This window comes from Pedobacter sp. 05T44 (assembly GCF_056395985.1).
Window position 1 is genome coordinate 57,880 of the sequence record NZ_JBFTKO010000024.1, and the last position, 26,707, is coordinate 84,586.

Consider the following 26,707-nt stretch of genomic DNA (forward strand, 5'->3'; position numbering starts at 1 on the left):
GATCTCTCAGATCTCTCCTATTGTCGAGATGACGACTGTATTAAGGCTATAGCTTTAAATAGTATAACTAACCGATCAATGATTCAGCTTTAGTTAAAACAGCAGCTAAACCATCTTTATTTTTTCCACCAGCTGTAGCGTAGAAAGGCTGTCCGCCACCCCCGCCTTGTATATCTTTTGCTAGTTCCCTAACTATATTAGAAGCATTAAGGCCTTTATCTTTAACTAGATTCTCTGATAACATTACTGTAATTCCAGGTTTATCATCAATTAAGGTAGTAAACACAAGGAACAGATCATCAACCAGATCCTTAACTGAAAACGCTAAGTTTTTAACAGCTTCTGCATTTGGGAGATCAACGTGGGTTGCAATCAGATTAATGCCATTAATAGTTTTAAGGTGATGTACAATTTCATGCTTAAGATTTGCAGCTTGTTCACCAACAGCCTTATCAGCGTCCTTTTTAAGCTTTGCATTTTCTTCGATAAGTGCAGCAACAGCGGCTTTAAGGTCCTTATTTCCCTTTAATAACGATCTTAGCTCATTTAGCTCCTTGTTTTGTTCCAAAATAAAAGCTTCAGCCTTATCAGCTGTAATTGCTTCTATTCTTCTTACACCAGCAGCAACAGCACTTTCAGATGTGATTTTAAAATAACCGATCTGACCTGTTGCCTGTACGTGTGTACCACCGCAAAGCTCTTTAGAATAATGATCATCAAAGGTGATGATGCGTACTAAATCTCCATACTTTTCACCAAATAAAGCAGTTACGCCGCTCGAAATGGCCTGATCATATGGAACATATCTTTGCTCCTTTAAAGGAATGTTTTCTCTTACTTTCTGATTAACCAGATGTTCAATCTGCGCCAATTCCTCATCAGTAACTTTTGCAAAATGCGAAAAGTCGAACCGCAGGTAATCAGGGTTTACCAATGAACCTTTTTGATTTACGTGCGACCCTAATACTTTTTTCAATGCAGCATGCAACAAGTGTGTGGCGCTATGGTTATCCTGAGATAGTAAACGTTTATCTTCATCAATAACAGCCCAAAACTGACCATCAACATCTTCAGGTAAGGTATCGGCATAATGTACAATTACGCCGTTTTCTTTCTTGGTATCAGTTATTTCAACAAAGAAAAGACGACTATGATCTTCTAAACGACCTGTATCACCAACCTGACCACCACTTTCAGCATAAAAAGGGGTTTTACTCAACACAATCTGATACTGGTCTTTGCCCTTTGCGCTAACCTTGCGGTACTTTACAATCTCCGTTTCAGCCTCAGAATCGTCATATCCCACAAATTCAACCTCAAGATCAGGATTTACCACAACCCAGTCTCCGGTATCAACCGCAGTAGCTGCACGAGAACGCTCTTTTTGTTTTAAAAGCGCCTTGTTATATTCTTCCATATCAACCGTCCAGCGTTGTTCTCTGGCCATCAATTCAGTTAAATCTATCGGAAATCCATAGGTATCATTCAGCTCAAAAGCAAACTCACCTGAAATCACCATCTGGTCTTTCAATATGCTGTGAACCCATGGATCATCAAATCTTTTTTCAAGCTCAATAGCATTCTCTGCCATTAATACTTCGCCTTGCTTTTTAGTGTAATTATCAAAGCGTTGGATACCTGTAGCTAAAGTTCTTAAGAAAGAAATTTCCTCTTCTAAAACTACCTTTTGCACAAAATCCTGCTGCATTGAAAGCTCATCAAATACCCCTTTAAATTGCTCGGCCAATACAGGCACCAGTTGATTTAAAAACGGGTCTTTAAGGTTAAGGAAAGTATAAGCATACCTAACCGCGCGACGCAAAATACGACGGATCACATAGCCTGCTTTATTATTAGAAGGCAACTGTCCATCGGCAATTACAAACGAAATGGCACGGATATGATCAGCCATCACGCGCATAGCGATATCCGTTTTTTCATCTACACCATAATCAACCCCCGCATGTTTAGCGATGAATTGAATTAAGGGTTGAAAAACATCGGTATCATAGTTTGAAGATTTCTCCTGCAATACGCGAACTAAACGCTCAAAACCCATTCCAGTATCTACATGCTGGGCAGGAAGCGGTTGCAATGAACCATCTTTTAAACGGTTAAACTGCATAAATACATTGTTCCATATCTCAATAACCTGAGGATGGTCGGCATTTACCAGCGATTTACCTTCAACGGCTTTACGCTCCTCATCCGATCTGCAATCAACATGGATTTCAGAGCATGGACCACATGGTCCCGTATCGCCCATTTCCCAAAAATTATCTTTTTTATTACCTAAAATAATGCGGTCTTCAGGAACATATTGCTTCCAAAGCTCGTAAGCCTCGGTATCCCTTGGCAAACCTTCTTTTTCGTCTCCTTCAAAAATGGAAACATATAATTTATCTTTTGGAATTTTATAAACCTCGGTCAATAGTTCCCAGCTCCAGGCAATGGCTTCTTTCTTAAAATAATCGCCAAAGCTCCAGTTTCCAAGCATTTCGAACATGGTATGGTGGTAGGTATCTATCCCTACTTCCTCCAAATCATTATGTTTTCCTGATACGCGCAAACAACGTTGGGTATCAGTTACTCTTGGATATTTTATTGGGGCTTCTCCTAAAAACAAATCTTTAAACTGATTCATTCCCGCATTAGTAAACATTAATGTGGGGTCGTTTTTAACTACAATAGGTGCCGATGAAACAATATGATGTTGTTTTGATTCGAAAAATTTTAAGTATGCCTGTCTGATTTCCTTAGCTGTCATCCTTCTCTTGATTAGTGGAACAAACTTAGATAAAAAAAAAACCTCTATCGAGGAAAATTGAAATTTTATTGTTGGATTCTACTAAAATCCCCCTACATTTGAATACTTTAAATAAAAGCTGTAAAACACTAATAATCAACACTAAAGTATGCCTTACAAAGAACGGGAAATCAATAAAATGTACTATACGATGGGTGAGGTAACCGAAATGTTTGGTGTAAACGCATCCCAAATCCGATTTTACGAAAAGGAATTTGACGTATTGCAACCTAAAAAAAATAAAAAAGGAAACCGCCTTTTTACCCCAGAAGATATTGAAAATTTAAAGATCATTTTTCATCTGGTAGAAGATAAAGGTTTCACTTTAAAGGGAGCAAAAGATCATCTGAAAAACAATACATCTGAGGTTAAAGAAAATCAAAAGATCATTGACTCGCTTGAGAAATTAAAAGATTTCTTACTGAAATTGAACGACCAGATTTAATTATTTTCATTTCTCCGGTTAATTATTTTTTATTTCGAAAATAATTAACGTGGTTAGGCAAATTTATGTCAACCACAACCGGAATATGCTCCACATTAGTAAATCCGGCAAGTAAGGACTTTAAGTTTTTTATCCAACCTGCTCTTGAGCAACATAAAATAAAAGAAATCCAGTGTATTGAAGGTACTATAAGGTACTATAAAGAAAGAGGACGATAGGTAACCAGCCCACCGTCCTAACCTAAACTGGATAAAACCTAACTACCAGTAAATTGTATATAGTGCCACAATTAGCCCGCAAACAATGATTGCACCAACTGTGAAAGCCCTATTAGTTCTAAACATTTCTTTTTCTATTTCAAGTCCGTTTGTTAGTACCCCTCTTCTGGTTTCTATGATGCTAATTGCATACATCACCACAAGACAAATGATAAATACAAAACCCATCCGGTCTAGAAATGGTATTTCATAAAGCATACTTCCATCTCTCTGTTGCACCAGCTTTGAAAAGCCTGTTGAACTAAGGAATTCCAGGTTCATCACATTTGGAAGGAATTTGAATATCACCGAAAGCGCAAAACCGCCAACTGTTGCAAATAACGCTGCATTTGAGGTTGTCTTTTTCCAGAAGAAACCTAAGATAAACATGGCAAATATACCTGGCGAGAAAAAGCCGGTATATTCCTGAATAAACTGAAAGCCACCTTTTTTATCGATACCAAGTAAAGGAGAAATGATGATGGCTACTAGCATTGCAAGGATAACAGTAATCCGTCCAATTACGACCTGCTTGTCTTCATTCGCTGTTTTATTGATTACTTTCTTGTAAATATCAAGTGTAAAAATGGTTGCAATACTATTTGCTTTACCAGCAAGGGAAGCAACTACCGCAGCGGTTAATGCGGCAAACGACAATCCCTTTAACCCGGCAGGAAGAAGATTTAAAAGCACAGGATAAGCACTGTCTGGAGATACCTCTCCGCCTTGCAACATATCTGTTTTAAAGTCACCATACCCTTCTTTGTAAAGAACAAACGCAGCTATTCCAGGAAGTACCACGATAACAGGCATCAATAATTTTAAGAAAGATGCAAAAAGAAGTCCATTTCTTGCTGTTTTAAGATCGGCTCCAAGCGCTCTCTGAGTGATGTACTGATTGCAACCCCAATAATTAAGGTTTACAATCCACATACCACCAATTAGTACAGTTAAGCCAGGCAGATCGAGATAATTCTCATTATCTTTCTTAAAGATCATATGAAAATGCTCTTCTGCGTGGACTTTTAACAGACTAAAACCCTTCATTACTCCACTTGAACCGAAATGCGTGGCTACCAGCTCTAATGCAAGATATGTAGTTGCCAAACCACCCAGGATAAGGAAAAACACCTGAATTACATCGGTATATCCAATTACCTTCATTCCACCGAGTGTAATGATGATGGAGAAAATAGCCAGCAGGTACATACACGCAGTAAGGTTAATTCCTGATATGCTGTGGATTGCCAGAGCTCCTAAATAAAGTATGGAGGTTAAGTTTACCACTACGTATAATAACAGCCAGAAAATAGCCATAATCATTGCTACAGTACCATTGTAACGTTGGTTTAAGAACTGTGGCATGGTGTATATCTTGTTTTTTAGATATACYGGTATAAAAAATACCGCCACAATTATTAAGGTAACGGCTGCCATCCACTCGTAGGTAGCAATTGCAAGTCCCATCTTAAACCCTGATCCGCTCATTCCAATAAACTGCTCAGCAGAAATATTGGAGGCAATAAGGGAAGCTCCTATTGCCCACCAGGTAAGTGAATCTTTGGCCAAAAAGAAATCTTTAGAGTTCTCCTTATGAGCCTTTTTTTGTCTATAAACCCACCATCCGTAAAGCGCAACGATCAGAAAATAAATCAGGAAAACTGCATAGTCTAATGCGCCCAGTGTTTTCATAAATTCCGGTTAATCGCTGAATTTAAATGTGCCTGTTGATTAAGTTTTCAAGGAATTCTTGTCTGCCACTTAGTGTTTGTGGCTCGCCATTCTGAATTGCATAATCTCGCAGATCTTCAAGACTTAAATTACCGTTTTCAAACTCTTTTCCTTTACCGTTATCAAAAGATGCATATCTGTCTGTTCTGATTTTTTTATAGTCAGAGTTTTGAAGTATGTCGTCAGCAACGATCAGTGCACGGGCAAACATATCCATACCCCCAATATGTGCATAGAACAAATCAGCCTGATCAGTAGAGTTTCTGCGGATTTTGGCATCAAAGTTTATTCCACCACGACTAAAGCCGCCTGCTTCAAGAATGATCAGCATAGATTCAACCAGTTCGTTAATGTTATTTGGGAACTGATCTGTATCCCAGCCATTTTGATAATCTCCACGGTTGGCATCAATAGATCCAAGTAGACCTGCATCTGCAGCTACTTGTAATTCGTGCTGGAAGGTATGACCGGCTAGGGTTGCATGGTTTACTTCAAGGTTTAATTTAAAATCGCCAAGAAGGTCATATTTTTGAAGGAAGCCTAAAACAGTTGCTGCATCATAATCGTATTGATGTTTAGTAGGCTCACATGGTTTTGGCTCAATCAAGAATGTACCATTAAATCCATTCTTTCTGGCATAGTCTTTTGCAGTATGAAGGAAACGTGCAAGATGCTCCTGCTCTCTCTTCATATCGGTATTTAATAGCGACATGTATCCTTCACGACCGCCCCAGAATACATAATTCTCTCCACCTAATGCAATGGTTGCATCAAGAGCAGCTTTTACCTGGGCAGCACCATGTGTTAATACATGAAAATCAGGATTTGTTGCTGCACCGTTCATATATCTTCTGTGCGAGAACAGATTCGCAGTACCCCATAATAATTTTACGCCTGTTTCATCTTGTTTCTGACGAGCATAATCTACCAAAGCTTGCAGTCTTCTTTCGTTTTCTTTGATGTCGTTACCGTAATCTACCATATCTACGTCATGGAAGCAGTAATATGGAATACTTAACTTGGTTAAAAACTCAAATGCTGCATCCATTTTATCTTTAGCACGTTCTACAGGATCGCTTTTTTGGTTCCAAGGAAAAATATGGCTTGCTTCGCCAAAAGGATCGGCACCGTTACCACAGAATGAATGCCAGTAAGCACCGGCGAAACGAAGGTGATCTTTAAGTGTTTTCCCAGCCACAATCCTTTCAGGATCATACCATTTAAATGCCAGAGGATTGTCGCTTTCACGTCCCTCGAAGTTAACCTTACCGATATTTTTAAAAAATTCGTTATTCAAAGTGTTTACGCTCATGTTGATTTTTTATTTATTTAATGATTCTAATTGTTGTTCAAGAAGTTTTTTCCAGGTTTGATATTCATCCTCCAGTCTCTCATTGGTTGGTTCTACCAGCTTAACAGGCTTTTTATTACTAAATGCCTCGCTAACCGTTTTAAAAATGTTTGCTCCAATACCGGCACCTACAGCAGCACCGTAACTACCGTCGTTCTCATAAAGTTCCACCGGCACGCCTGTTACGTTTACAAAGGTTTGAGAGAAAATATCACTCATAAAAAGATTTGACCTTCCTGCTCTGATTACAGATGGCTGCATTCCGTTTTCTCGAAGGATATCTAATCCATAACGGAATGAGAATGCTATTCCTTCTTGTACTGCGCGGAATATATGTGCCTGTGTATGCAGGTTAAGGTCTATTTGCTGTAAATGTGCACCTACAAGTTTATTATTCAGCATACGCTCTGCTCCATTGCCAAAAGGAAGAACATAAAGTCCGTTGCTTCCTGCAGCGATCTTACTTGCTGCATTATTCATGGCAACATAGTCTATTGACGAGCCCATTAGGTTTTTAGCCCATCGGTTCATACTTCCTGTTCCATTAATGCAAAGCAAAACGCCTAAACGCTGATCCTGAGCGGTATGATTTACGTGCGCAAATGTATTTACACGTGATTGTTTGTCGTAAAGTAACTGATCAGTAACGCCATAAATAACTCCTGATGTTCCAGCAGTTGCAGCTACTTCGCCTGGTTGTGTTACATTTAATGAAAGGGCATTGTTTGGCTGATCTCCTGCTTTATAAGCTACTGGAATACCTGCCCTTAAACCTAGCTTTTCGGCAATCGATTCCTTTACTTGTCCGTGTTCAGAAAACACTGGTTTTATCTCCGGAATTATGCTTGAAGAAAAACCAAACTGCTCCATAATATCAGTAGAAATTCCGTTGGCTTTAAAGTCCCAAAGTATCCCTTCTGATAAGGCAGAATTACTGGTAGTAACCTCTCCGGTAAGCTTCATTGAGATAAAATCTCCGGGCAGCATCATCTTGGCTACTTTACTATAGGTTTCGGGTTCGTTCTTTTTAACCCAGGCCAGTTTTGAGGCGGTAAAGTTACCGGGCGAGTTAAGCATACGGCTCAAAACCTGTTCTTTTCCTAAAGCGTTAAATGCCTCTTCCCCGGTTTCTACGGCCCTGCTGTCGCACCATATAATACTGTTTCTCAGGCTGTTTTGCGCTCCATCTACAATAACAAGTCCGTGCATCTGATAAGCTATACCAATGGCCGAAATGTCTAACGGATTGTATTTACCCTTACTATTACAGTTTAGTATGGCTTGCTGAACATGTTCCCACCACATATCTGGCGACTGCTCTGCCCACCCTGATTTTAGAGAAATAATCTCTGATTCACTATCCGGATATTGTGCACTTGCAAGAATGTCGCCGGACGCAACATCAACTACCGAAACTTTGACAGATGATGTTCCTACATCAATACCTAATAGCAGCATGTTTTCTTTATATATTTGGGTTGAATTAAAATATTAGTATTTGATTAAACGAAATTAGTAAAATATTTAATTTAAGCAATCGATTGCGATAAAAATATTTTATCATATTTACTCGCTTAATAAATTGTACTATTGCACAGGGTCGTCATAGATGTTGCACCTGGTCATCTCGACAATAGGAGAGATTTCTTGGTTATGCCAGTTCAAGACATCTCTCCTATTGTCGAGATGACGGGCAGCTTTAAACAATCTGAAAAAAGAGCAATGGACAAACAATGAACCAAATAAAAAACAAGATATACTGATGAAAAATCAGAAAAGGACAACGATTTATGATATTGCGAAGAAACTAAATTTAAATGCTTCTTCTGTTTCCAGGGCTTTAAGTAATAACAGTAATGTTAGTGAAGCAACCCGGAAACTAATTTTAGATACTGCCAAGGAATTAAATTACAAACAAAATAGCCTGGCATCAAACCTAAGGAAAGGCCATAATCAGACCATTGGGGTTATTGTGCCGCGCATTAATCAAAATTACTTTGCTGATGTGATTGCCGGTATCGAGGAGGTTACTTATCAAAAAGGTTATAACCTGGTAATTTGCCAATCAAACGAATCTTCTGCAAGAGAGGTTAAATGTGTAAACACCTTAATTAACCAGCATGTGAGTTGTATCGTAATTTCCCTTAGTGCTGATTTTGAAGACGATAAACACCTTCAAACCATTAAGGAACATGGTATTCCACTAATCCAATTTGACAGGGTAGCAGAACATCTGGACACATTTAAAGTGCTGAACGACAACGAACAAGCTTCTATAGACGCAGTAAGTCATTTAATTGAGCAAGGTTATAAAAGAATTGCATTGCTTGAAGGCCCGCAAAATCTGAATATTTTCAGACAAAGGAAAGCAGGTTATCTTGCTGCGTTAAAAAAATATAAGGTTCCGGTGTTACCAGAACTAATTAAAGAAAATGCCTGGACAAAAGAACTGGGAGCTGAATCAACTAAAGAATTACTAAATCTTGCTGAACCACCCGATGCAATATTTGCTTCTACTTCCGATTTCTCTGCTCTGGGTGTTTTGGAAGTAGCCACCAAGATGGGATTAAAAGTTCCTGAGGAATTAGGTATATGCGGTTATTCAAATGAGGCCTTTACCGAAATAACCAGCCCTTCTATTACTACTATAGACCAGTACAGTGTAAGCATGGGTAAAACAATTGCAAACCTATATTTTCAGGAAATAGAATCTTCAGAAAAAGACAACAACCCTAAGATTGTAAGTATAAAACCAAAACTGATTGTTAGGTCGTCAACATTGAGAAACAAAACCGAAGGTTATTAAGGTTTATTCAAGTATTTCCTGAAAGCTGTGTTTAAACTCTTCGCCATATATAGCCTTATACTCTTTGTTAAAGGTTTCGAATTTAGTTTTGGCTAATGAGTGTTTTCCTAAATGGACCAGGGCTTTACACTTTATGATCATCGCTTCTTCATTTACCGGATCAAAATAGAATACATAATTGGCCAGATTGATCAGAAACTCCGGATCATCGGCAATTTTAATTGTAGCTGCATAGTGCAAATAGGCGTCTATGATCTCGTTTGACAGATCAGATTTAAAGGTATCCAGCCAGTCGTATTCTACGTTCGACAAGAAGCTTCCCCTATGTATGATCTTAGTAAGCTCATTCACTCTTCGCTTGTCCATTTCTCCTTTACTGCTTACAATGTTCAGGTACTCACTATAATCTATTTTTACCTTAGTATCGTCAAAGTCTATCTTCCAGTATCCGGTTTGTTTAGAGATCTGACAACCGTCCATTTTTTCAAGAATGACCTTTAACTTCGCGATATTCACTGATCTGTTGTTCCTTGCACTATCTGCTGTTTTATCAAACCAGAGAATTTCTGTTAGCTTCTCAGAACTAATGCCCCTGCCCCACTTAATGGTATAAACCAGAACTACCAGAAATAACTCTCTTAATAAGGGAGAAAAGTACTTGGTAATGTCTTCCCCTTCCTTATCAAAAAGCTGAAGGTCGCCAAATAGGAAAATGGTATTTTCATGTTGCTCCACCACTGTTTCTACAGCTGAGGGTTCATCAACAAGCKGTTGCAATTTAACCTTAACAAACCGCTTTCTTTTCCAACGGTATATTACAAGCCCGGTAATGATTAGCACTGGCAAAAGAAATAGCAAATACTTTGCTGGCTTCCAGGACAGGCCTTTTGTTGAAGCGGCATAGGCAGCTTCGGGAGGGCCMGACAAAGTATATACTTTAACAGAGGTCGTATTATTCTTCTCTTCATGGAACAATACCACAGCTACAAACTTTTTACTTGCAGGGCAGTAAAATAAGTCTGCAAAGGAATAAATATCATGAAAAGGATAAGGAATTGAATTGCCTACCAGCTTATATGTAGGCGAATGTAATGATCCTTCGATAAGTTGAAGAGAAGAATTAAAGCTATTATTTGGGAAGGTTAAGGCAAAGTAGGTGTCTTCTTTTTCATTGATCACCATTGAGTTTGCAAAAGCAAATTCTTCGGCAGGGGGTGCCAATTCAAATATCTTTTTAAATGTTTTATGCTTAACATCATAAAAATTAAGGTCATAAATATTTTTAGGATTTAATATTTGTTGGCCGGTTGCGCTTCCATACCCGCCTAGTATATAAGCTCCGTCTTTTACTGCACCCAGCGCAGAAAGGTATCTTGGCGTAAAATCGCCCGAAGCTTTAATAGTCGTCCATTTCTTATCAGGAAAATGATAACGTTCAATACTTCGTCTGTAAGTATATTGGCCATAGCCTCCTACCATATACAATGACGAATCAACTGCCGAATAGAACTTATTAGGGTGCCAGTAATTGGTTATAACATCAGGAGTGATATAATTTTTATCCCAGGTTTTGTTGGCAAAATTAAAATCGACAACAAGTTTTTGATCTATATAAAAATTGAACAGTTTATCGGCACCTGCATCATAGATTGACTGATTACCGGCAAATAAACGTTGTTTACCCGAAGAGTAGCCCATGTAGGATAAACCGTTTGAAACAACATTATAAGTAATTAATGAATCTTCGGTAACTACATATAAGCTTTCCTTTTTAGCATTTAGAGCTACACTTGCAAGCCCCTTAACACTAAAAGTTTTAACCAACTCCCAATCGTGATGCATCTTCTTTATCCAGATAGGATTTATGACCAGTCCGTCCTTTCCTTTTATTTTTTCGGTAACCTTTGTTCCACCCTTTTCATCCAAAGGCCAATAATAACTAACCTTATCATTCTCTGTGATTCTCACATCTTTTATGTTCATTGGAGGGACATCTTTTACGCTGAAGTCTTTGTAGTTGTTGGCCCCTAGAAATATTTTATAGCAGTTATTCTTAAAGCTAACCTTTTGCTTATAATATTTACCATCGGCAAACATGATAAGCTCCTGGCGGTCAACGTCAAATTTAAGCTTCAGGGTATGCCAGTTCTTATAGAGCTTATTGGTATCAATATCAAAAGCGATATCAGATATCTTATCTCCTACTATAAGCTTAAAGTGCTTATTCTCGTCGAAACTCATGTCGTAAATAAGGTCTATGTTGCGCTTCTCCTGGTCAATTAATCTAAAAATATAACCAAAGTGATCTGCATAGCCAGGCATAAATGACAGGTCAAATGATAATTCAAAACTACGATCAAAACATAACGGACGCTCGGGGCTAAGATCAAGTGCTGTTCTTTTGTCCTGAACTACTTCGTGTCCGGCAAACCCAAGTCCGTACGACTGGCTGTAAACGGGCGCCGATGCAATAAGCAGTACCAGTAAAAAAGCAGTGTAAAATTTTAATCCCATAGTATTTTTAATCTTAACCTCTATTGCTTCGGAATAATGGAACACGCCTTTTAAACTTGTTTTCAACTGTGGGGAAAATCATAAGGTGATGGTACTTAAAGGCCAGCGTTTTCAAGGTCTATTTTTTCAGCTATTTGGCACGCCAAGATAACTTTTTTGATTAATATTTTTCACAAGATCACGACAATTATACAATTATCATTTTATTAATATCGGTTCTGTTTTCTTTTTCGCGAGCCATTTTCGCCTATCTGACAAAGGTTTTTCAAATTATATGATGCGTTAATTCAATATTAAGTATTTATTAATCGCAGAAAAATAAGTTTATCAATAAATACGAAGAATACCCATTTACAACGATACACCAATCGTTCATTTCTTCGAGAGCAAAACAACCAAATATAACCACTTATGAATTTTAAAAAGATTATCCTTTTATCTCTATCCTGCCTGTTCATCTATAAAGCACAGGGACAAACAAAACACAGCAAGCAAACGCTATATCCCACTTATAAAGGATTGGTTATGGCAGGTTACCAAGGCTGGTTTAGAGCTGAGGATGATGGTACCGATTCCAAAAGGTATGCTTATGGCGATGAAAAACGAAGCAGCATTGACATGTGGCCCGATGTGAGCGAATATGAAGTAACTTATAATACCCCTTTTAAATTAAGCAGCGGACAGCCGGCAAAGTTTTTCAGTTCACATGATAAAAGCACTGTCGATCTTCATTTTAAATGGATGCAGCAATACGGCGTTGATGGCGTATTTATGCAAAGATTTTTCGGCAATGCCAAGCATAAAGATAAAGCCGCATTAACCATATTAAAAAATGCTTTTGAAGCCGCCTCAAAATATGAACGGGCTATAGCAGTGATGTATGATCTCTCGGGGTTAAGCGCATCAGGTGAAGATTGCTCTGCAATAATTGAAGACTGGAAATACCTTGTAGATGAGTTAAAAGTAACAAACCAAGCAGGTAAGAAAACATATTTGCACCATAATGGAAAACCTTTGGTTACGATATGGGGTGTTGGTTTTCCTGATAGGCCATATAACACACGCAACATCGGCCTGGAGAAATTGATTGATTTCTTAAAAAATGATCCGGTATATGGTAACTGTTCTGTAATGCTGGGTGTACCTACTTCTTGGCGCATGCTAAATGCCGATTGTATTAACGACCCATATCTGCATGAATTAATTAAAAAGAGTGATATCGTTTTACCATGGACAGTACAGCGTTATAGCGGACTGCTTCATAATGATATGGACAGATTGCGCGACAATACTATAGATGATATTAAATGGTGCAAAGAAAACAATGTCGATTATGTGCCTTGTGTGTATCCTGGTTTTAGCTGGCACAATTTAAGTAAGCAGGAATTTCCAGATGATGTGAAACCGGTTGGTTCAATACCACGCCAAGGCGGTCGATTTTATTGGCAACAAATAGCCACCACACTTAATGCAGGGGCATCTATGCTATATGTGGCCATGTTTGATGAGGTGAATGAGGGAACAGCCATTTTTAAAGGATCTGACAACCCTCCGGTAAGTACCACTACCTCATTTATTAATATGGATGGCAAGCCATCAGATCATTACCTGTGGTTAACAGGTGAAGCCGCTAAAATGCTGAGAAACCAAAAGCCACTTACTTTAAAGATGCCTGAACGGAAATAATATAAGACTTTTTAAACCGGAGGTATTTGCGCTTCCGGTATTTTTTACGAGCACTCGGCAATCGATTGCTTAAATCATAAACCAAATATAACCATGAGCAGCTACAGATCACTTCCTCCATAAGCACCATTTACCCTAAGCAAAACTTTGCTTCAATCGGACAATAATCAAACAATAAATTAAACCAAAAAGATAAACAGTATGAAAAAATTAAAATACCTACTTACACTATTTTTTCTATTTCCACTCATTTTGCTGGCCCAGCAATCGGTTACAATAAGTGGAAAAGTAACAGACGCTGCCGGAGGCCTTGGCATACCGGGAGTAAGTGTTAGGGTAAAAGGAACCAACAATGGCACCTTAACAAATAGCGACGGAACATTTTCTCTTAATGTTCCTGGCCCAGACTCGTATATACAATTCACCTCTGTAGGATTTGCCCCACAGGAAATTCAGGTAAATAACAAAAGAGAATTTCAGATCATCCTAAAGCAAGACAACAACAACCTGGAAGAGCTGATTGTGGTTGGTTACGGTACCCAGAAAAAAGCTACTGTAACCGGTTCTGTTGCTACTTTAAAAGGAGAAGAACTGGTGGTTACAAAGAACGAAAGTGTTGTAAACATGTTAACAGGTAAAGTACCGGGCATACGTGTCCTGCAAAAAACTGCTGAACCTGGTTCTTATGCAAATAACCTAAACATCAGGGGATTTAAAAGCGATCCTTTAATTGTAATTGATGGAGTTATTGGTGGAGACCAATCAACACTGGGCAGAATGGATCCTAATGAGATAGAAAGTGTTTCGGTACTGAAAGATGCTGCTGCATCGATATATGGTATCAGGGCTGCTGGTGGTGTGATTTTGGTAACTACAAAAAAAGGCAACAAAAGCGGTAAAGTAGATATAAACTATTCATTTAATCAGTCTTTCCAAACATTTTTAGGAATGCCTGAAGGTGTAGGTGCAGTAGATTATATGTTGATGACCAATGAGAAGAACAAACACAATTTTGATGCAAACTTCATCAGTAATCAGCCTCCTAAATTCTCTTACAATGATATCAAACCATGGCTTGATGGCACTTACAAAGAGACTAACTGGATAGACCTGGCATTTAAAGATACAGCGCCCCAGTTAATGCACAATTTAAACGTTAACGGCGGTAGCGATAAGATCAGCTATTTCTTCAATCTTGGTTATCAAAAGCAGGATGGTGTATTTAAAAGCGGAGATTTAAACTACGATAAATATAATTTTCGTTCGAACGTAACCGTAGACATCACAAAGGGTTTAAAAGCACAGGTATTAGCCTCCGGTATGATGGATGAAAAAAACCAACCATATACTGATCTGTGGACAATCTACAAATATGCATGGAATCAGATTCCAACAAAGCAGGTATTTGCTAATGATAATCCTTTATATCCAAGTGTTATTGATGACAACATGAATCCTGCAATCATTACCGAGGCAGATAAAGTAGGTTTAAAAACATTTAAGCAAAAGAATTTTGTTGGTCAGTTAAATCTACAATACGATATACCCGGCATTAAAGGTTTAAATGCAAAAGCATTGTACAATGTTGACTATAATGTTAGCGACAATAACGAAATAAGAAGAGAGTACACTTTATATACTTATAAAGCCGACACTGATACCTATTTACCAAGCAAGGTGCAAAGCCCTTCTCGCGTGCGTCGCTCCTACTACACCAGGTTCAACACTTTAAGCTCATTGTCTTTAAACTATGCTAATACATTTTTTAATGATCATAATATAGCTGCAACCCTTGTTTATGAGCAAAGTCATCAAACAGGTGATAATTTTTATGCTCAAAGAGATACAGAAATCCCAGTTGATTATCTATTTGGTGGTTTACCAAACGGCCAGATGCAAGGTGGCATGGACATAAACGGATTAAACGACATTGCTTTTCAAAGTATCATAGGCAGGTTGAACTATGATTATAAAGGCAAATATCTGGCAGAGTTTATTTTCCGTAGAGATGGTTCTAATAAATATCAACCAGGAACCAATGATCAGTTCGGATTTTTCCCTGGAGTATCTGTGGGTTGGGTGGTAACGAAAGAGAACTTTTTCCGTAACCTTATTCCAGAGAACATTCTGGGCAGCTTAAAATTCAGAGCTTCATATGGTAAACAGGGTGACGAAAGAGGAAGGGCCTTTAATTATCTTTCAGGATTTAACTACCCTGTAAATTCTTACATATTTGGATCAAGTGCAGTTAACGGCTCCTCACAAAGACTTGGTAACCCAGGATTAAGCTGGGCAGTTAACACCAAAAAGAATATAGCTGTTGATTTTAGCTTTCTTGGCGGTAAACTCGATGGTACTTTTGAAGTCTTCAGAAGTGACAGAACCGGGTTAGAGGCCACTCCTGCAGTAGCATTACCAGGTACAGTGGGTGCAGATGTTCCACAGATAAATATCAATAGCGACAGGGTTCAGGGAATGGACTTAATCCTTTCACATAGAAGCACTATTGGTAATGTTGGGTTAAACATTAGTGGTAACATTGGTACAACACGTGCCCAATGGTTAAACATTCTTCAAGGCAGAGCCGGTAATGAACGTGAAAACTGGAAGAACGGACAGGTAAACAGGTATCAAAACATTTGGTGGGGACCTGAATATGCCGGCCAGTTTACCAACTATCAGCAGATATACAACTATGGTGTGAATATGGGAGGCGGTAATAATGGGGTAATACCTGGAGATTACTACTATCAGGACTGGAATGAAGATGGTGAGATCAATGATAAGGATGATCATCCTATTGCTACCAATGATATCCCATTGGTGAATTATGGTATGAGTATAGGCGTAGCTTATAAAGGTTTCGACGTAAATGTACTTTTACAGGGAGCAGCAGGTGTTTATGTGCAGTATGATGAGTTGTTTGCAGAGCCGCTTGCCTTCGAAAGAAGTTCATTAACTCGCTTTCTGGACAGCTGGCATACTATAGACCCGAATGCTAATATTTATGATCCTAATACACAGTGGACCCCGGGGTTTTATCCTGCTATGGGATCTCCAAAGGCAGTAGGAACAAAAGCTGTGCAAAACGCAAGTTATTTACGTGTGAAAACGCTTGAGCTTGGATACACCATTCCGGCAGCAGCATTACAGAAAATAGGTGTTAAAAAGTTAAGGGTGTATGTAAACAGTTACAATCTGGCAACTTTTACAGGACTAAAAAACTATGACCCTGAACATCAAGGCCCTAAGCCAAATGATAGGGATATCAATCCGGGCGATCCTTTCTCAATAGCCTTGGGGGGATATACGTATCCTATGAACAGAACTTTTAATCTGGGAGCTAACATCACCTTTTAATCTTATTGAAATATGAAAAGTATACATAAACTAATTATAGCAATATCTATAAGCATGGGGGCACTTGTAACCTCTTGCCAAAAGCTAGATATTCCACCTACTAATATTTTTACACCAGACATCATATTTGGTAGTGAGGCCGGCGTAAAATCCTTTTTGGCAACGATTTACAGAGGTTTACCCATTGAAGATTTTAAGTACAGACCCGATCAGGGTTTCAAAACGGGTGGTAACGATTGGGAGAACTTCTTTAACTCAGCCTCAGTTACGGGCGAAGAAGTTGGGCCTTTTGGTGGTATGGATATAGGGGGCGGTTTTGGCTACTGGCCATACGGTGATATCAGAAACGTTAATATTCTGATTGAAGAGTTACCAAAACATGCGGATAAGCTTGGACAGTCCAATGTAGATGCATTATTGGGCGAGGCGCACTTTTTAAGGGCATACTATTATTTCGGACTGGCCAAACGTTATGGCGGTGTCCCAATTGTAACTACAGTGCAAGACCCAGGCGCACCACTTTCAGAATTACAGGTACACCGTGATAAAGAAGAAGCAACATGGGATTTCATTGGTGCAGAGCTTGATCTGGGTTATCAGATGATGAATGAAACCAATGAGTTAGGCAGAGCTAATAAATATGCAGCTGCTGCATTAAAATCGAGAGCAATGTTGTATGCAGGTACCATAGCCAAATATGGATCTGCAAACTTTGTTGATGGCCAGGCCAGAGCCGAAGGATTTGCAGGCATACCTGCAGACAAAGCCAATGGATATTTCACAAAGGCATATGATGCTGCCAAACTACTTGAAGGACACTATTCACTATATGAGAAAAACTCAGATAAAGTACAGAACTATGTTGACCTTTTCCTGAAAAGCGAAAGTCCTGAAAACATCTTTGTTAAACAGTATTCAATTATCTCTGGTACTGCACACAGCTGGGACGCTACCATGTCTCCTCGCTACATGACTGCTAATGCACTTACCAGATCATACCCTACCCTTGATTTGGTACAACGCTGGGGCAACTTGCCGGTAACCAACTCAGATGGAACACCGAAACGTTTCAATGATCGTGCAGAATTAATGCAGGGACTTGAACCAAGATTGCTGGCCACGGTATATTTCCCGGGAGCAACTTTAAGAGGCCTCACATTTGATATGCAAAGGGGTATTTATCCTTCATTTAGCGGCACAGCAGCCGCAGAAGTTGCAAAGCCTGCTAACTCACGCAGCTACATACTATCAGGAGATACCAAAACTTTATACCAGGGAAGAATGATTATTGGTTTTACAGGACCATGGACCGGTGGCGATGAGCTAACCCGTACAGGTTTTTATGTAAGAAAATACATTGATGCTGCAAAACCAATTTCAACTGTTGRCCTAAACAGAAGTGAGCAGCCATGGATTGATCTTCGTTACGCTGAAATACTATTAAACAGAKCCGAAGCAGCTATGGAACTTGGCAATGCCGGTGATGCGCTAACAGTGATCAATATGATCAGAAATAGAGCTGGTGCAACCCCATATACTTCAATTGATATAGATAAGATCCGTAACGAAAGAGKAATGGAACTGGCTTTTGAAAATCAATACTACTGGGATTTAAAAAGATGGAGGATTGCAGATGTGGTTTTAAACAATGCCAGATTTAAGGGTCTTATGCCTTATTATGTATTTAACGAAAACAAATACATCTTTTTGTCGGAACCTGAATTGTTCCAGCGTAATTACAATTTCGACAAAAAATTCTACTACGAACCAATACCTGGGGGTGAACTTGGTAAAAACCCTAATCTATACCCTAATAATCCTAATTACTAAGAATATAAAATTATAAGATATGAAAAAACTGATTAGTAGAATATTGTTGGGCACAACTATACTGGCAAGTTCTGCATGTACAAAAATAGACAACTATGATGGTCCTAATGCTTCATTCGAAGGAAACCTTATTTCCTCAGAAGGTGGCAATTTGCTTACATCGCAAGGCAGCAGCCAAATAAGACTGGAGCAGATCAGCTGGAGTGCTACACCATCTCCGCAGGAGATACCAAGCAAATTCGATGGTACGTTTAAAGATTCAAAACTCTTTAAAGGAACTTACAAAGTAATACCTAAGGGCGGTGCTTTCTGGCCACTTTATGATACCCTTACAGTTGATATTAATAAGGGTACAAAGCACGATTTTACCGTTACCCCATATATTCTCATCAAGAATTTCACTGCGGTGCTGAATGGCAAAACGTTAACATTAAAATATACAATGGAGGCGCCTATTGGCGCGGGTTTACCAACGATTATAGAAACTCAGCCATATGTTAACAATACCAAACTTGTAGGTGCAGGTGCATCCATCAGAGATTTTTCTGACATCTATAAGAAGGCGATTAATAAAGAATGGGCCGATATGACTGATGCAGATAAGTCTGTTACTATCGATATCCCTGATATGTTGCCAGGCAGAAAGTTCTTTGTAAGAGTAGGAGTTCGTTTAAACGATAGTTTCAAGAGCTCCAATTTCTCTGAAATTATAGAAATAGACGTACCAGCAAATTAATTGAACCTAACAAATTATACTTATGAAGAAGTTTAGGATATTGTTTTTCTCTTTTGCAACCATCGCTTTTCTGGCATCGTGTTCTAAAAGCAATGGCGTAAAAGATCCCGATCCGGAAGTAAAGCCACCGGCTACTCAGGACAAAGTGTATGACATGACTGGGGTAGTTTACAAATCTTATACTGGCTTGGTAATGGCTGGTTATCAGGGTTGGTTTGCTGCCGAGGGAKATGGTTCACAGCGCGGCTGGTACCACTATCAAGGCAATGGCGGTTTCTTCCCCGGAAATACCAATGTAGATTTCTGGCCGGATATTACTGAATATACCAAAAAGTATAAGTCGCCTTTTAAATTTGCAAATGGCTCTGACGCTTACTTATACAGTCCTTACGATGAAGAAAGTGTTGATCTTCATTTCAAATGGATGAAGGATTACGGCATCGACGGTGTGCACATGCAACGCTTTGTAGGTGAGATTAAATCTTCAAATGCATCCGGAAAAAGACACTTCAATAAGGTGTTGGCCAATGCACTAAAAGCGGCTAAGAAATATGGCAGGGCAATTAGTGTAATGTATGACCTGAGCGGCTGTTCAAGCGCTGATGTTGCTTATCTGGAGCAGGACTGGAATGAATTACAAAGCCTTTTTAAACTTTTTGACAGTAAAGAGAACCCCACCTATTTATATCACAACGGCAGGCCATTGGTAACTATATGGGGTGTAGGTTTTAATGACAACAGAAAATATACCATTTCTGATGTAACCACACTAGTAGAAAAACTGAAAGGGCCAGATAATAAAGTAGCTGTTATGCTTGGAGTTCCCTTTTACTGGAGAACACTGGGTGATGATACAGAAAAATCGCCTCTGTTGCATGCATTGATAAAAAAAGCAGACATAGTTATGCCATGGGCTGTGGGAAGATTCGGCTCCGGAAATTACAATGAACGGATAACTTATGATGACATCCAATGGTGCAAGGCTAATAAGGTTGATTATGTGCCACTAGTATTTCCCGGCTTTACCTGGGGAAATATGCACAAGGATGCCAGCCTTTATTATCAGATACCCCGCTTAAAAGGTGATTTCTTGTGGCAGCAAATTGCCGGTGCAAAAAACGTGGGTGCAAAATCATTATATGTAGCCATGTTTGATGAAATTGATGAAGGCACAGCAATATTTAAGGCGGCCCGGGAAGCCGATACACCGCTGAATGGAGATGCCGGACTAAGATTCGTTGGAATTGAAAACGATCTGGCTTCCGATTACTACTTATGGCTTACAGGAAAGGGCGCAAGTTGGTTTCATGGCGAGCCAGGTTTTACCAGGGTTAAACCAGTTAGATAACGAAGAAATTAATGTTAAACTTTTAAAACAAAGGAAATGAGATTAATAAAAAGTATGATGGTATATTCCATCGCCCTGTTCGGGCTTACAGTAACCAGCTGTAAAAAGGAAACTTACACTTCAAGAGATACCAGTCATTTGGTGCCCTTGCCAGAGGAACCGGGAGAGCCGGCTGATCCTACACTGGTGGTATTTGACAATGTTGATGCTAAAGATGGGTGGCAAACTGTTGGTGATCCTGTTATTGAAACATCAGGAGCTAAAGAAGGCAGCGGCTACCTTAAAAACACCATTAAAAACGGAGACGATTTTATGCAATTTATAAAGCATTTAGCTACTCCATTGGATTCTAAACTTACAACAGCAAACGGCCAGTTCTCTTTCTGGTGGTATATCTCTGATGTATCAGCCATTAAAGAAGATGGACAAATTGAGATCACCAGTGGTGGAGATGCAGATAAGGATGAGTATGGATGGTCTGTAGCTAAATTATTGCCTACTTTAAAAAATGGCTGGAATCAGGTAAATCTTAATTTAAGAGATGCAGATATATCCGGCGCGCCAAATCCCGCTGCCCTTAACTTTTTCCGGGTATTTTTCTGGACCAAAACCAAAGATCATTCGGATGTAATTACCGGTGTTGATGGACTGGTACTTAGGGCAGTGCCGGCAGCTCCGGCTGTTTCTTTTGAAAATGCAGATAAGCCAGATGGCTGGGAAACTGTGGGTGCTCCTGTTATTGAAACAGCAGGCAAAAAAGAAGGCACAGGTTACCTTAAGAACACCATAGCAAACGGCGGAGACTTTATGCAGTTTATCAGAAAATTTGAAACACCGTTTAATTCAACTTTTAACAAAAGTAATGGTCAGTTTAAATTCTGGTGGTATATATCAGATGTTTCTCATATCAAAAAAGATGGTTCCATAGAGCTTACCAGCTCCGGAAAGGCCGATGATCATGAATCTGCCTGGGATGTAGCCCCATTAGTAGATAATTTAAAGAACGGCTGGAATGAAATTACACTTGATTTTGACAAAGCAATTAATAGTGGTGACGGTGGCGCAGACTTTACTGCCATTAACTATTTCCGGGTATTCTTTTTTACCACGAGCAAAGATCATCCGGATGTGGCTGTGGGTATAGACGATCTTCGTTTTACAGGGAAATAACCATGAACATGAAAAAAAATGACATTGCCTTTCTGCTGGCCTTATTTACTTTAATGAGCAGTTGCTCAAAAAAGAGTTCTAAAGAAATCACCTCTCCCGATAAACCGGGGGAAGTGATTGACATAACCCCCTCTCCGGTTGGCGACGTGGTTGGCAAAATAACTGTTGGCTATCAGGGTTGGTTTGCAGCAAAAGGTGATGGCTCTCCAATTGATGCTTGGTGGCATTATACCCAGGATTGGGGGAAGATTCCTTCCCCTACCAATCTGGGGATAAAATCATGGCCTGACGTTAGGGAATATACAGAAACCTTTCAAACTGGTTTTGCAGATCTTGGCAATGGGCAAGCCGCAAAGTTATTCTCATCGTTTACTACTCAAACCGTAAACACACAGTTTCTTTGGATGCAGCAAAATGGTATTGATGCAGCCGCGCTGCAGCGCTTTAACCCAAATGGAATTGAGGGTCCGGTACGTGACGCCATTACAGCAAAGGTAAAAACCGCAGCAGAGGCTTATGGACGTAAGTTCTACATCATGTATGATGTAAGTGGGTGGACTAATATGCAATCAGAAATTAAAACCGATTGGACAAATAAAATGTCGGCCTATATCACTTCATCAGCCTATGCAAAGCAAAATGGGAAGCCCGTAGTTTGCATATGGGGATTTGGATTTAATGATAACAATCATCCCTGGCCTGCATCGGTTTGTCTGGATGTAATTAACTGGTTTAAAAGCAAAGGATGTTATGTTATAGGCGGCGTGCCTACCCATTGGCGGAAACAGGAGAGCGACTCCAGACCCAATTTCATCAGCGCTTATAAAGCTTTTGATATGCTATCACCATGGATGGTGGGCAGAATTGGCAATGCAAACGAATCTGACGGCTTTTTTGTAAATGTGAACAAACCCGATCAGGCTTATTGCAATTCGAATGGAATTGATTATCAGCCTTGCGTATTGCCCGGTGATTTACAGGAACGCCAACGTGCGCATGGAGACTTTATGTGGCGCCAGTTCTATAACATGAAAAGAGTGGGTTGTCAGGGAATATACATCTCTATGTTTGATGAGTACAATGAAGGAAATCAGATTGCGAAAACTGCTGAGAATTCATCATTTATACCTAAAGGATCATCATTTGTAACACTGGATGAAGACGGTACTGCCTGTTCCTCAGATTATTATTTGAGGTTAACCGGTGATGGAGGGAAAATGTTTAAAGGGCAAATTGCACTTACAGCTGTGCGTCCAACTAGTCCGATGTAAGTTTTATTAATGTTTTCCTAAAACTTGTCTCTTAAATAATACACTTTATCCGTTACTTAGAGAATTAAAATTCCTTTACCTTTAATACCATTAAAACAAAAAACAAATGAAAATCACGACTAGAAACCACTCTTTAGCAAAAGCATTAACAATGCTGTCATTAATATTGATCATGTTTAGTGCCACATCGGCCTCTGCAAAGAAAAACCCAAGAATCCTTGTGTTCTGTAAAACAGCCGGGTTTCACCATGATGCAATTGCAGTAGGAACTACAGCTATTATTAAATTAGGAGCAGAAAATAATTTTGATGTAGATACCACAACCAATTCAGAGAAGTTCACCGCAGATAACTTGAAAAATTACAAGGCTGTAGTGTTTTTCAATACCACTGGTGATGTATTAAATGATACCCAACAAGCTGTTTTTGAGAAATATATTCAAGGCGGCGGTAACTTTGTTGGTGTACATGCTGCTACTGATACTGAGTACGACTGGCCTTGGTATGGTAAACTGGTAGGCGCTTATTTTGTTAGTCACCCAAGTCAGCAAGAGGCGTCATTAAATGTAACTAACCGCAACCACATCTCTACAAAACACCTTCCGGAAGTTTGGAAAAGAAAAGACGAATGGTATAATTTCAAATGGGTAGCCGACGGCTTAAATGTATTAATATCTATTGATGAGAAAAGCTATGATGCCGGTAAAGCAAAAATGGGTGATAAACACCCAATGGCATGGTACCATGAATATGATGGTGGCCGGGCTTTCTACACTGAACTGGGCCATACAGATGAATCTTATGCTGATCCACTTTATCTTAAACATCTTTTAGGGGGGATCAAATATGCTTTGGGTGTGAAAAAATAAACACACCCTCAACCCAAAACACACAAAACCAAATACACAATGAAACCAAATAAACAATGGKTATTGGGCATGCTCGGCTTGTCTATGCTCGTTTATACTTGTAAAGTATCTCAAAATACTTTAAAACGAGACGCCAATGGAAAGGTAATCGTAAACACCAACCCCTCTCCTGCTTATCTAACACCGCAGGAGAGTCTTAAAACCATCCATCTTCCTAAAGGCTACCACCTCGAACTTGTAGCCAGCGAGCCCATGATTCATGAACCTGTAGCAATTGCATGGGACGGTAACGGACGCATGTACGTTGCAGAGATGAATACCTATATGCAGGACGCTGAAGGTACAGATGAGATGAAGCCGATATGTACCATTAAAAGACTAGAAGATACCAATGGTGATGGAAAAATGGATAAATCAGTAGTTTTTCTTGATAAGTTATTACTTCCAAGAATGATCCTTCCACTTGATGACCGCCTTTTGGTTGCAGAAACTTTTGACAATAGTATTTATAGTTATCGTGATACCAATGGAGATGGCGTGGCCGATGAAAAGAAAATGGTTTTCAAAAATGAGTCTGAAAACAAAAGTAATCTGGAGCATCAGCGAAGCGGTTTAGTGTGGAATCTTGACAATAAGATCTATGTAACTGTAGAAAACGTTCGTTACAAATTTGAGGATGGTTTATTAAAACCTGAGAATCAGCATGAAGGTTCAGGCGGTCAGTGGGGTCTTGCGAATGACAACTACGGTCGATTGTTTTTTTCATCCGCCGGTGGCGAAGCTCCTGCAGTAAACTTCCAACAAAATCCCTACTTTGGATATTTGGACCTTGGCGAACAGTATAATGATAAATTTCAGGATGTCTGGCCTATAATTTCTACACCAGATGTTCAGGGAGGTTTAGGCCGATTACGTCCGGACAGTACACTAAATCATTTTACAGCTTGTACAGGTCAGTCTGTTTTCAGAGGCAACTCGTTACCAGATGATCTGAAAGGAGATTTATTGATCTGTGAACCGGTAGGCAGACTGATCAGAAGAGCCAAGGTTACGAACACCAATGGTAAAATAACCCTAAAAAATGCATACGAGAAAGAAGAATTTATTGCTTCTACAGACATGAACTTCAGACCTGTAAACAGTGTAACAGGCCCAGATGGATGTGTGTATATTGTAGACATGTACCGGGGAATTATCCAGGAAGGTAACTGGACAAGAAAGGGAACTTACCTGCGTAACCAGATTGATCAAAAGCAATTCGACAAAAATATTGGCCGAGGACGTATCTATAGATTGGTTCACGACGGTGTCAAGCGCGATAAGACGGTCCCAAATATGTTAAGCCTTACCAGTGATAAATTGGTTCCGTACCTTTCGCATCCTAACGGATGGTGGCGAGATAATGCACAGAAAATCATAGTGGTTCGTGGAGATAAATCTGTTGTACCTGCGCTAAAAGAACTGGCATTAAACTCACCTGTGCAGCTGGCCCGTATTCATGCCCTGTGGACGATAAACGGTCTTAATGCGCTAGACAGACCTACCCTATTAGCTGCATTGAAAGACAAAGATGCGGAGGTAAGAAAAACTGCGTTGTGGATTAGTGAAGAGCCAATAAGAAAAGGAGATGAAAGTCTGGTATTGGCAGTTGAGCCACTAAAAAATGATCCTAGTGCCGATGTTCGTTTACAACTTGGATTATCATTAAGGTTCAACAGCTCTGATAAAGCACAGCAAATCATAGCCGACATCATTAAGGATCATCCTGAAGACATAGTTCTTGCAGAATCGCAGAAGAAATATCACAGACAAATTGAGGCTAAAGCTACTGCAGAAAAGAATTCAAAATTAATGGCTGCTGCTGATCAGAAATTAATTAACGATGGCGCATTAATTTTTAAACAGCTTTGCGTTACCTGCCATGGTGCAGAAGGTAAAGGTGTAATTAATGGTGGTAAAGATATGCCAGCTCCGCCACTGGCAGCGAGTAAAGATGTGAATGGCGATCCCGAAAAGATAATCCGCATTCTACTTCACGGCTTATCGGGTCCGGTTAATGGTAAAACATATGCCGATGTGATGCCTGCCCTTGGAAGTAATAATGACGAATACATTGCTTCAGTAATCAGCTATATTCGTAATGATATCGGCAACAAGGCATCTACAGTAAAGGCTGCTGACGTTAAAAAAGTACGTGAGCAAACTGCCGGAAGAACCAAAAACTGGACATGGCAGGAATTGAATGCATTGAGGAAATAAGGATAGATTGAAATAAAAAAGGGGGCTGATCAATTATGATCAGCCCCCTTTTTTATTATTTCGTCATCCCTCCTATCGTCGAGATGACGAACGTATTAATGCGCAGCAGCAGTAGCTGGCACACTACTCTTTACATTTTTTTGCCAGAAGAAAAATATAATGAACAACACCACCAGTATTCCAGGGAAAGCTATCATTTTCACTAAGGTATCCTGCCCTGCAGCAAGTTCCAGTGCTCCTCCTTTTAAACCTAATGCTACATTTTCTGC

At 39.5% G+C, this 26,707-nt stretch carries 17 protein-coding genes; 12 read left to right on the plus strand and 5 right to left on the minus strand.

What is annotated here, in order from left to right:
- Positions 1-67: 67 nt before the first annotated feature.
- Complete coding sequence (alaS, locus tag AC1DDK_RS24125; RefSeq protein ID WP_337717973.1) at positions 68-2,767, minus strand: alanine--tRNA ligase; 2,700 nt, start codon at positions 2,765-2,767, stop codon at positions 68-70.
- A gap of 148 nt (positions 2,768-2,915) precedes the next feature.
- Here alaS and AC1DDK_RS24130 point away from each other — a divergent pair, with 148 nt between their 5' ends.
- Entirely contained in the window at positions 2,916-3,251 is a 336-nt protein-coding gene (locus AC1DDK_RS24130; protein ID WP_048906117.1) for a MerR family transcriptional regulator, read from the plus strand.
- Between the two features lie 65 nt (positions 3,252-3,316).
- Complete coding sequence (locus AC1DDK_RS24135; protein ID WP_477612210.1) at positions 3,317-3,469, plus strand: hypothetical protein; 153 nt, start codon at positions 3,317-3,319, stop codon at positions 3,467-3,469.
- A gap of 42 nt (positions 3,470-3,511) precedes the next feature.
- Here AC1DDK_RS24135 and AC1DDK_RS24140 read toward each other — a convergent pair whose 3' ends face one another.
- The 3 genes from AC1DDK_RS24140 to AC1DDK_RS24150 are packed head-to-tail and all read right to left on the minus strand — an operon-like array spanning position 3,512 to position 8,048.
- Positions 3,512-5,200, minus strand: a complete 1,689-nt coding sequence (locus tag AC1DDK_RS24140) for a sodium/sugar symporter (RefSeq protein WP_172660428.1) — start codon at positions 5,198-5,200, stop codon at positions 3,512-3,514.
- Between the two features lie 22 nt (positions 5,201-5,222).
- Positions 5,223-6,551, minus strand: a complete 1,329-nt coding sequence (xylA, locus tag AC1DDK_RS24145) for a xylose isomerase (protein WP_288884107.1) — start codon at positions 6,549-6,551, stop codon at positions 5,223-5,225.
- A gap of 9 nt (positions 6,552-6,560) precedes the next feature.
- Positions 6,561-8,048, minus strand: a complete 1,488-nt coding sequence (locus AC1DDK_RS24150; RefSeq protein ID WP_288884109.1) for a xylulokinase — start codon at positions 8,046-8,048, stop codon at positions 6,561-6,563.
- 304 nt (positions 8,049-8,352) lie between these two features.
- On the opposite strand from AC1DDK_RS24150, the gene AC1DDK_RS24155 reads away from it, so the two are divergent.
- The gene (locus tag AC1DDK_RS24155; protein ID WP_172660431.1) at positions 8,353-9,396 is read left to right on the plus strand and encodes a LacI family DNA-binding transcriptional regulator; all 1,044 of its coding nucleotides are present in this window, start codon (positions 8,353-8,355) and stop codon (positions 9,394-9,396) included.
- 3 nt (positions 9,397-9,399) lie between these two features.
- Here the strand turns inward: AC1DDK_RS24155 and AC1DDK_RS24160 are convergent, their stop codons facing one another.
- The gene (locus AC1DDK_RS24160; protein ID WP_477634118.1) at positions 9,400-11,910 is read right to left on the minus strand and encodes a galactose oxidase; all 2,511 of its coding nucleotides are present in this window, start codon (positions 11,908-11,910) and stop codon (positions 9,400-9,402) included.
- 411 nt (positions 11,911-12,321) lie between these two features.
- On the opposite strand from AC1DDK_RS24160, the gene AC1DDK_RS24165 reads away from it, so the two are divergent.
- From AC1DDK_RS24165 to AC1DDK_RS24205, 9 genes are all read left to right on the plus strand, one after another.
- Positions 12,322-13,596 (plus strand): glycoside hydrolase family 99 protein, encoded by a 1,275-nt coding sequence (locus AC1DDK_RS24165; RefSeq protein ID WP_337717979.1) that lies wholly within the window; start codon positions 12,322-12,324, stop codon positions 13,594-13,596.
- A gap of 201 nt (positions 13,597-13,797) precedes the next feature.
- A complete protein-coding gene (locus tag AC1DDK_RS24170) occupies positions 13,798-16,956 on the plus strand; it encodes a SusC/RagA family TonB-linked outer membrane protein (RefSeq protein ID WP_172660434.1) in 3,159 nt (1,052 codons plus the stop codon).
- 12 nt (positions 16,957-16,968) lie between these two features.
- Positions 16,969-18,786, plus strand: a complete 1,818-nt coding sequence (locus AC1DDK_RS24175) for a RagB/SusD family nutrient uptake outer membrane protein (protein ID WP_477634119.1) — start codon at positions 16,969-16,971, stop codon at positions 18,784-18,786.
- Between the two features lie 19 nt (positions 18,787-18,805).
- Entirely contained in the window at positions 18,806-19,522 is a 717-nt protein-coding gene (locus tag AC1DDK_RS24180) for a DUF3823 domain-containing protein (protein ID WP_172660436.1), read from the plus strand.
- Between the two features lie 22 nt (positions 19,523-19,544).
- Positions 19,545-20,870, plus strand: coding sequence for a glycoside hydrolase family 99 protein (locus tag AC1DDK_RS24185; RefSeq protein WP_477634120.1), 1,326 nt, complete (start codon positions 19,545-19,547; stop codon positions 20,868-20,870).
- A gap of 36 nt (positions 20,871-20,906) precedes the next feature.
- Positions 20,907-22,040 (plus strand): hypothetical protein, encoded by a 1,134-nt coding sequence (locus tag AC1DDK_RS24190; protein WP_172660438.1) that lies wholly within the window; start codon positions 20,907-20,909, stop codon positions 22,038-22,040.
- A gap of 8 nt (positions 22,041-22,048) precedes the next feature.
- Complete coding sequence (locus tag AC1DDK_RS24195) at positions 22,049-23,311, plus strand: glycoside hydrolase family 99 protein (protein WP_337717981.1); 1,263 nt, start codon at positions 22,049-22,051, stop codon at positions 23,309-23,311.
- 106 nt (positions 23,312-23,417) lie between these two features.
- On the plus strand, positions 23,418-24,179 hold the full coding sequence (locus AC1DDK_RS24200; protein WP_337717983.1) for a ThuA domain-containing protein: 762 nt from the start codon (positions 23,418-23,420) through the stop codon (positions 24,177-24,179).
- A gap of 39 nt (positions 24,180-24,218) precedes the next feature.
- Entirely contained in the window at positions 24,219-26,438 is a 2,220-nt protein-coding gene (locus AC1DDK_RS24205) for a DUF7133 domain-containing protein (protein ID WP_477634121.1), read from the plus strand.
- Positions 26,439-26,707 lie beyond the last annotated feature (269 nt).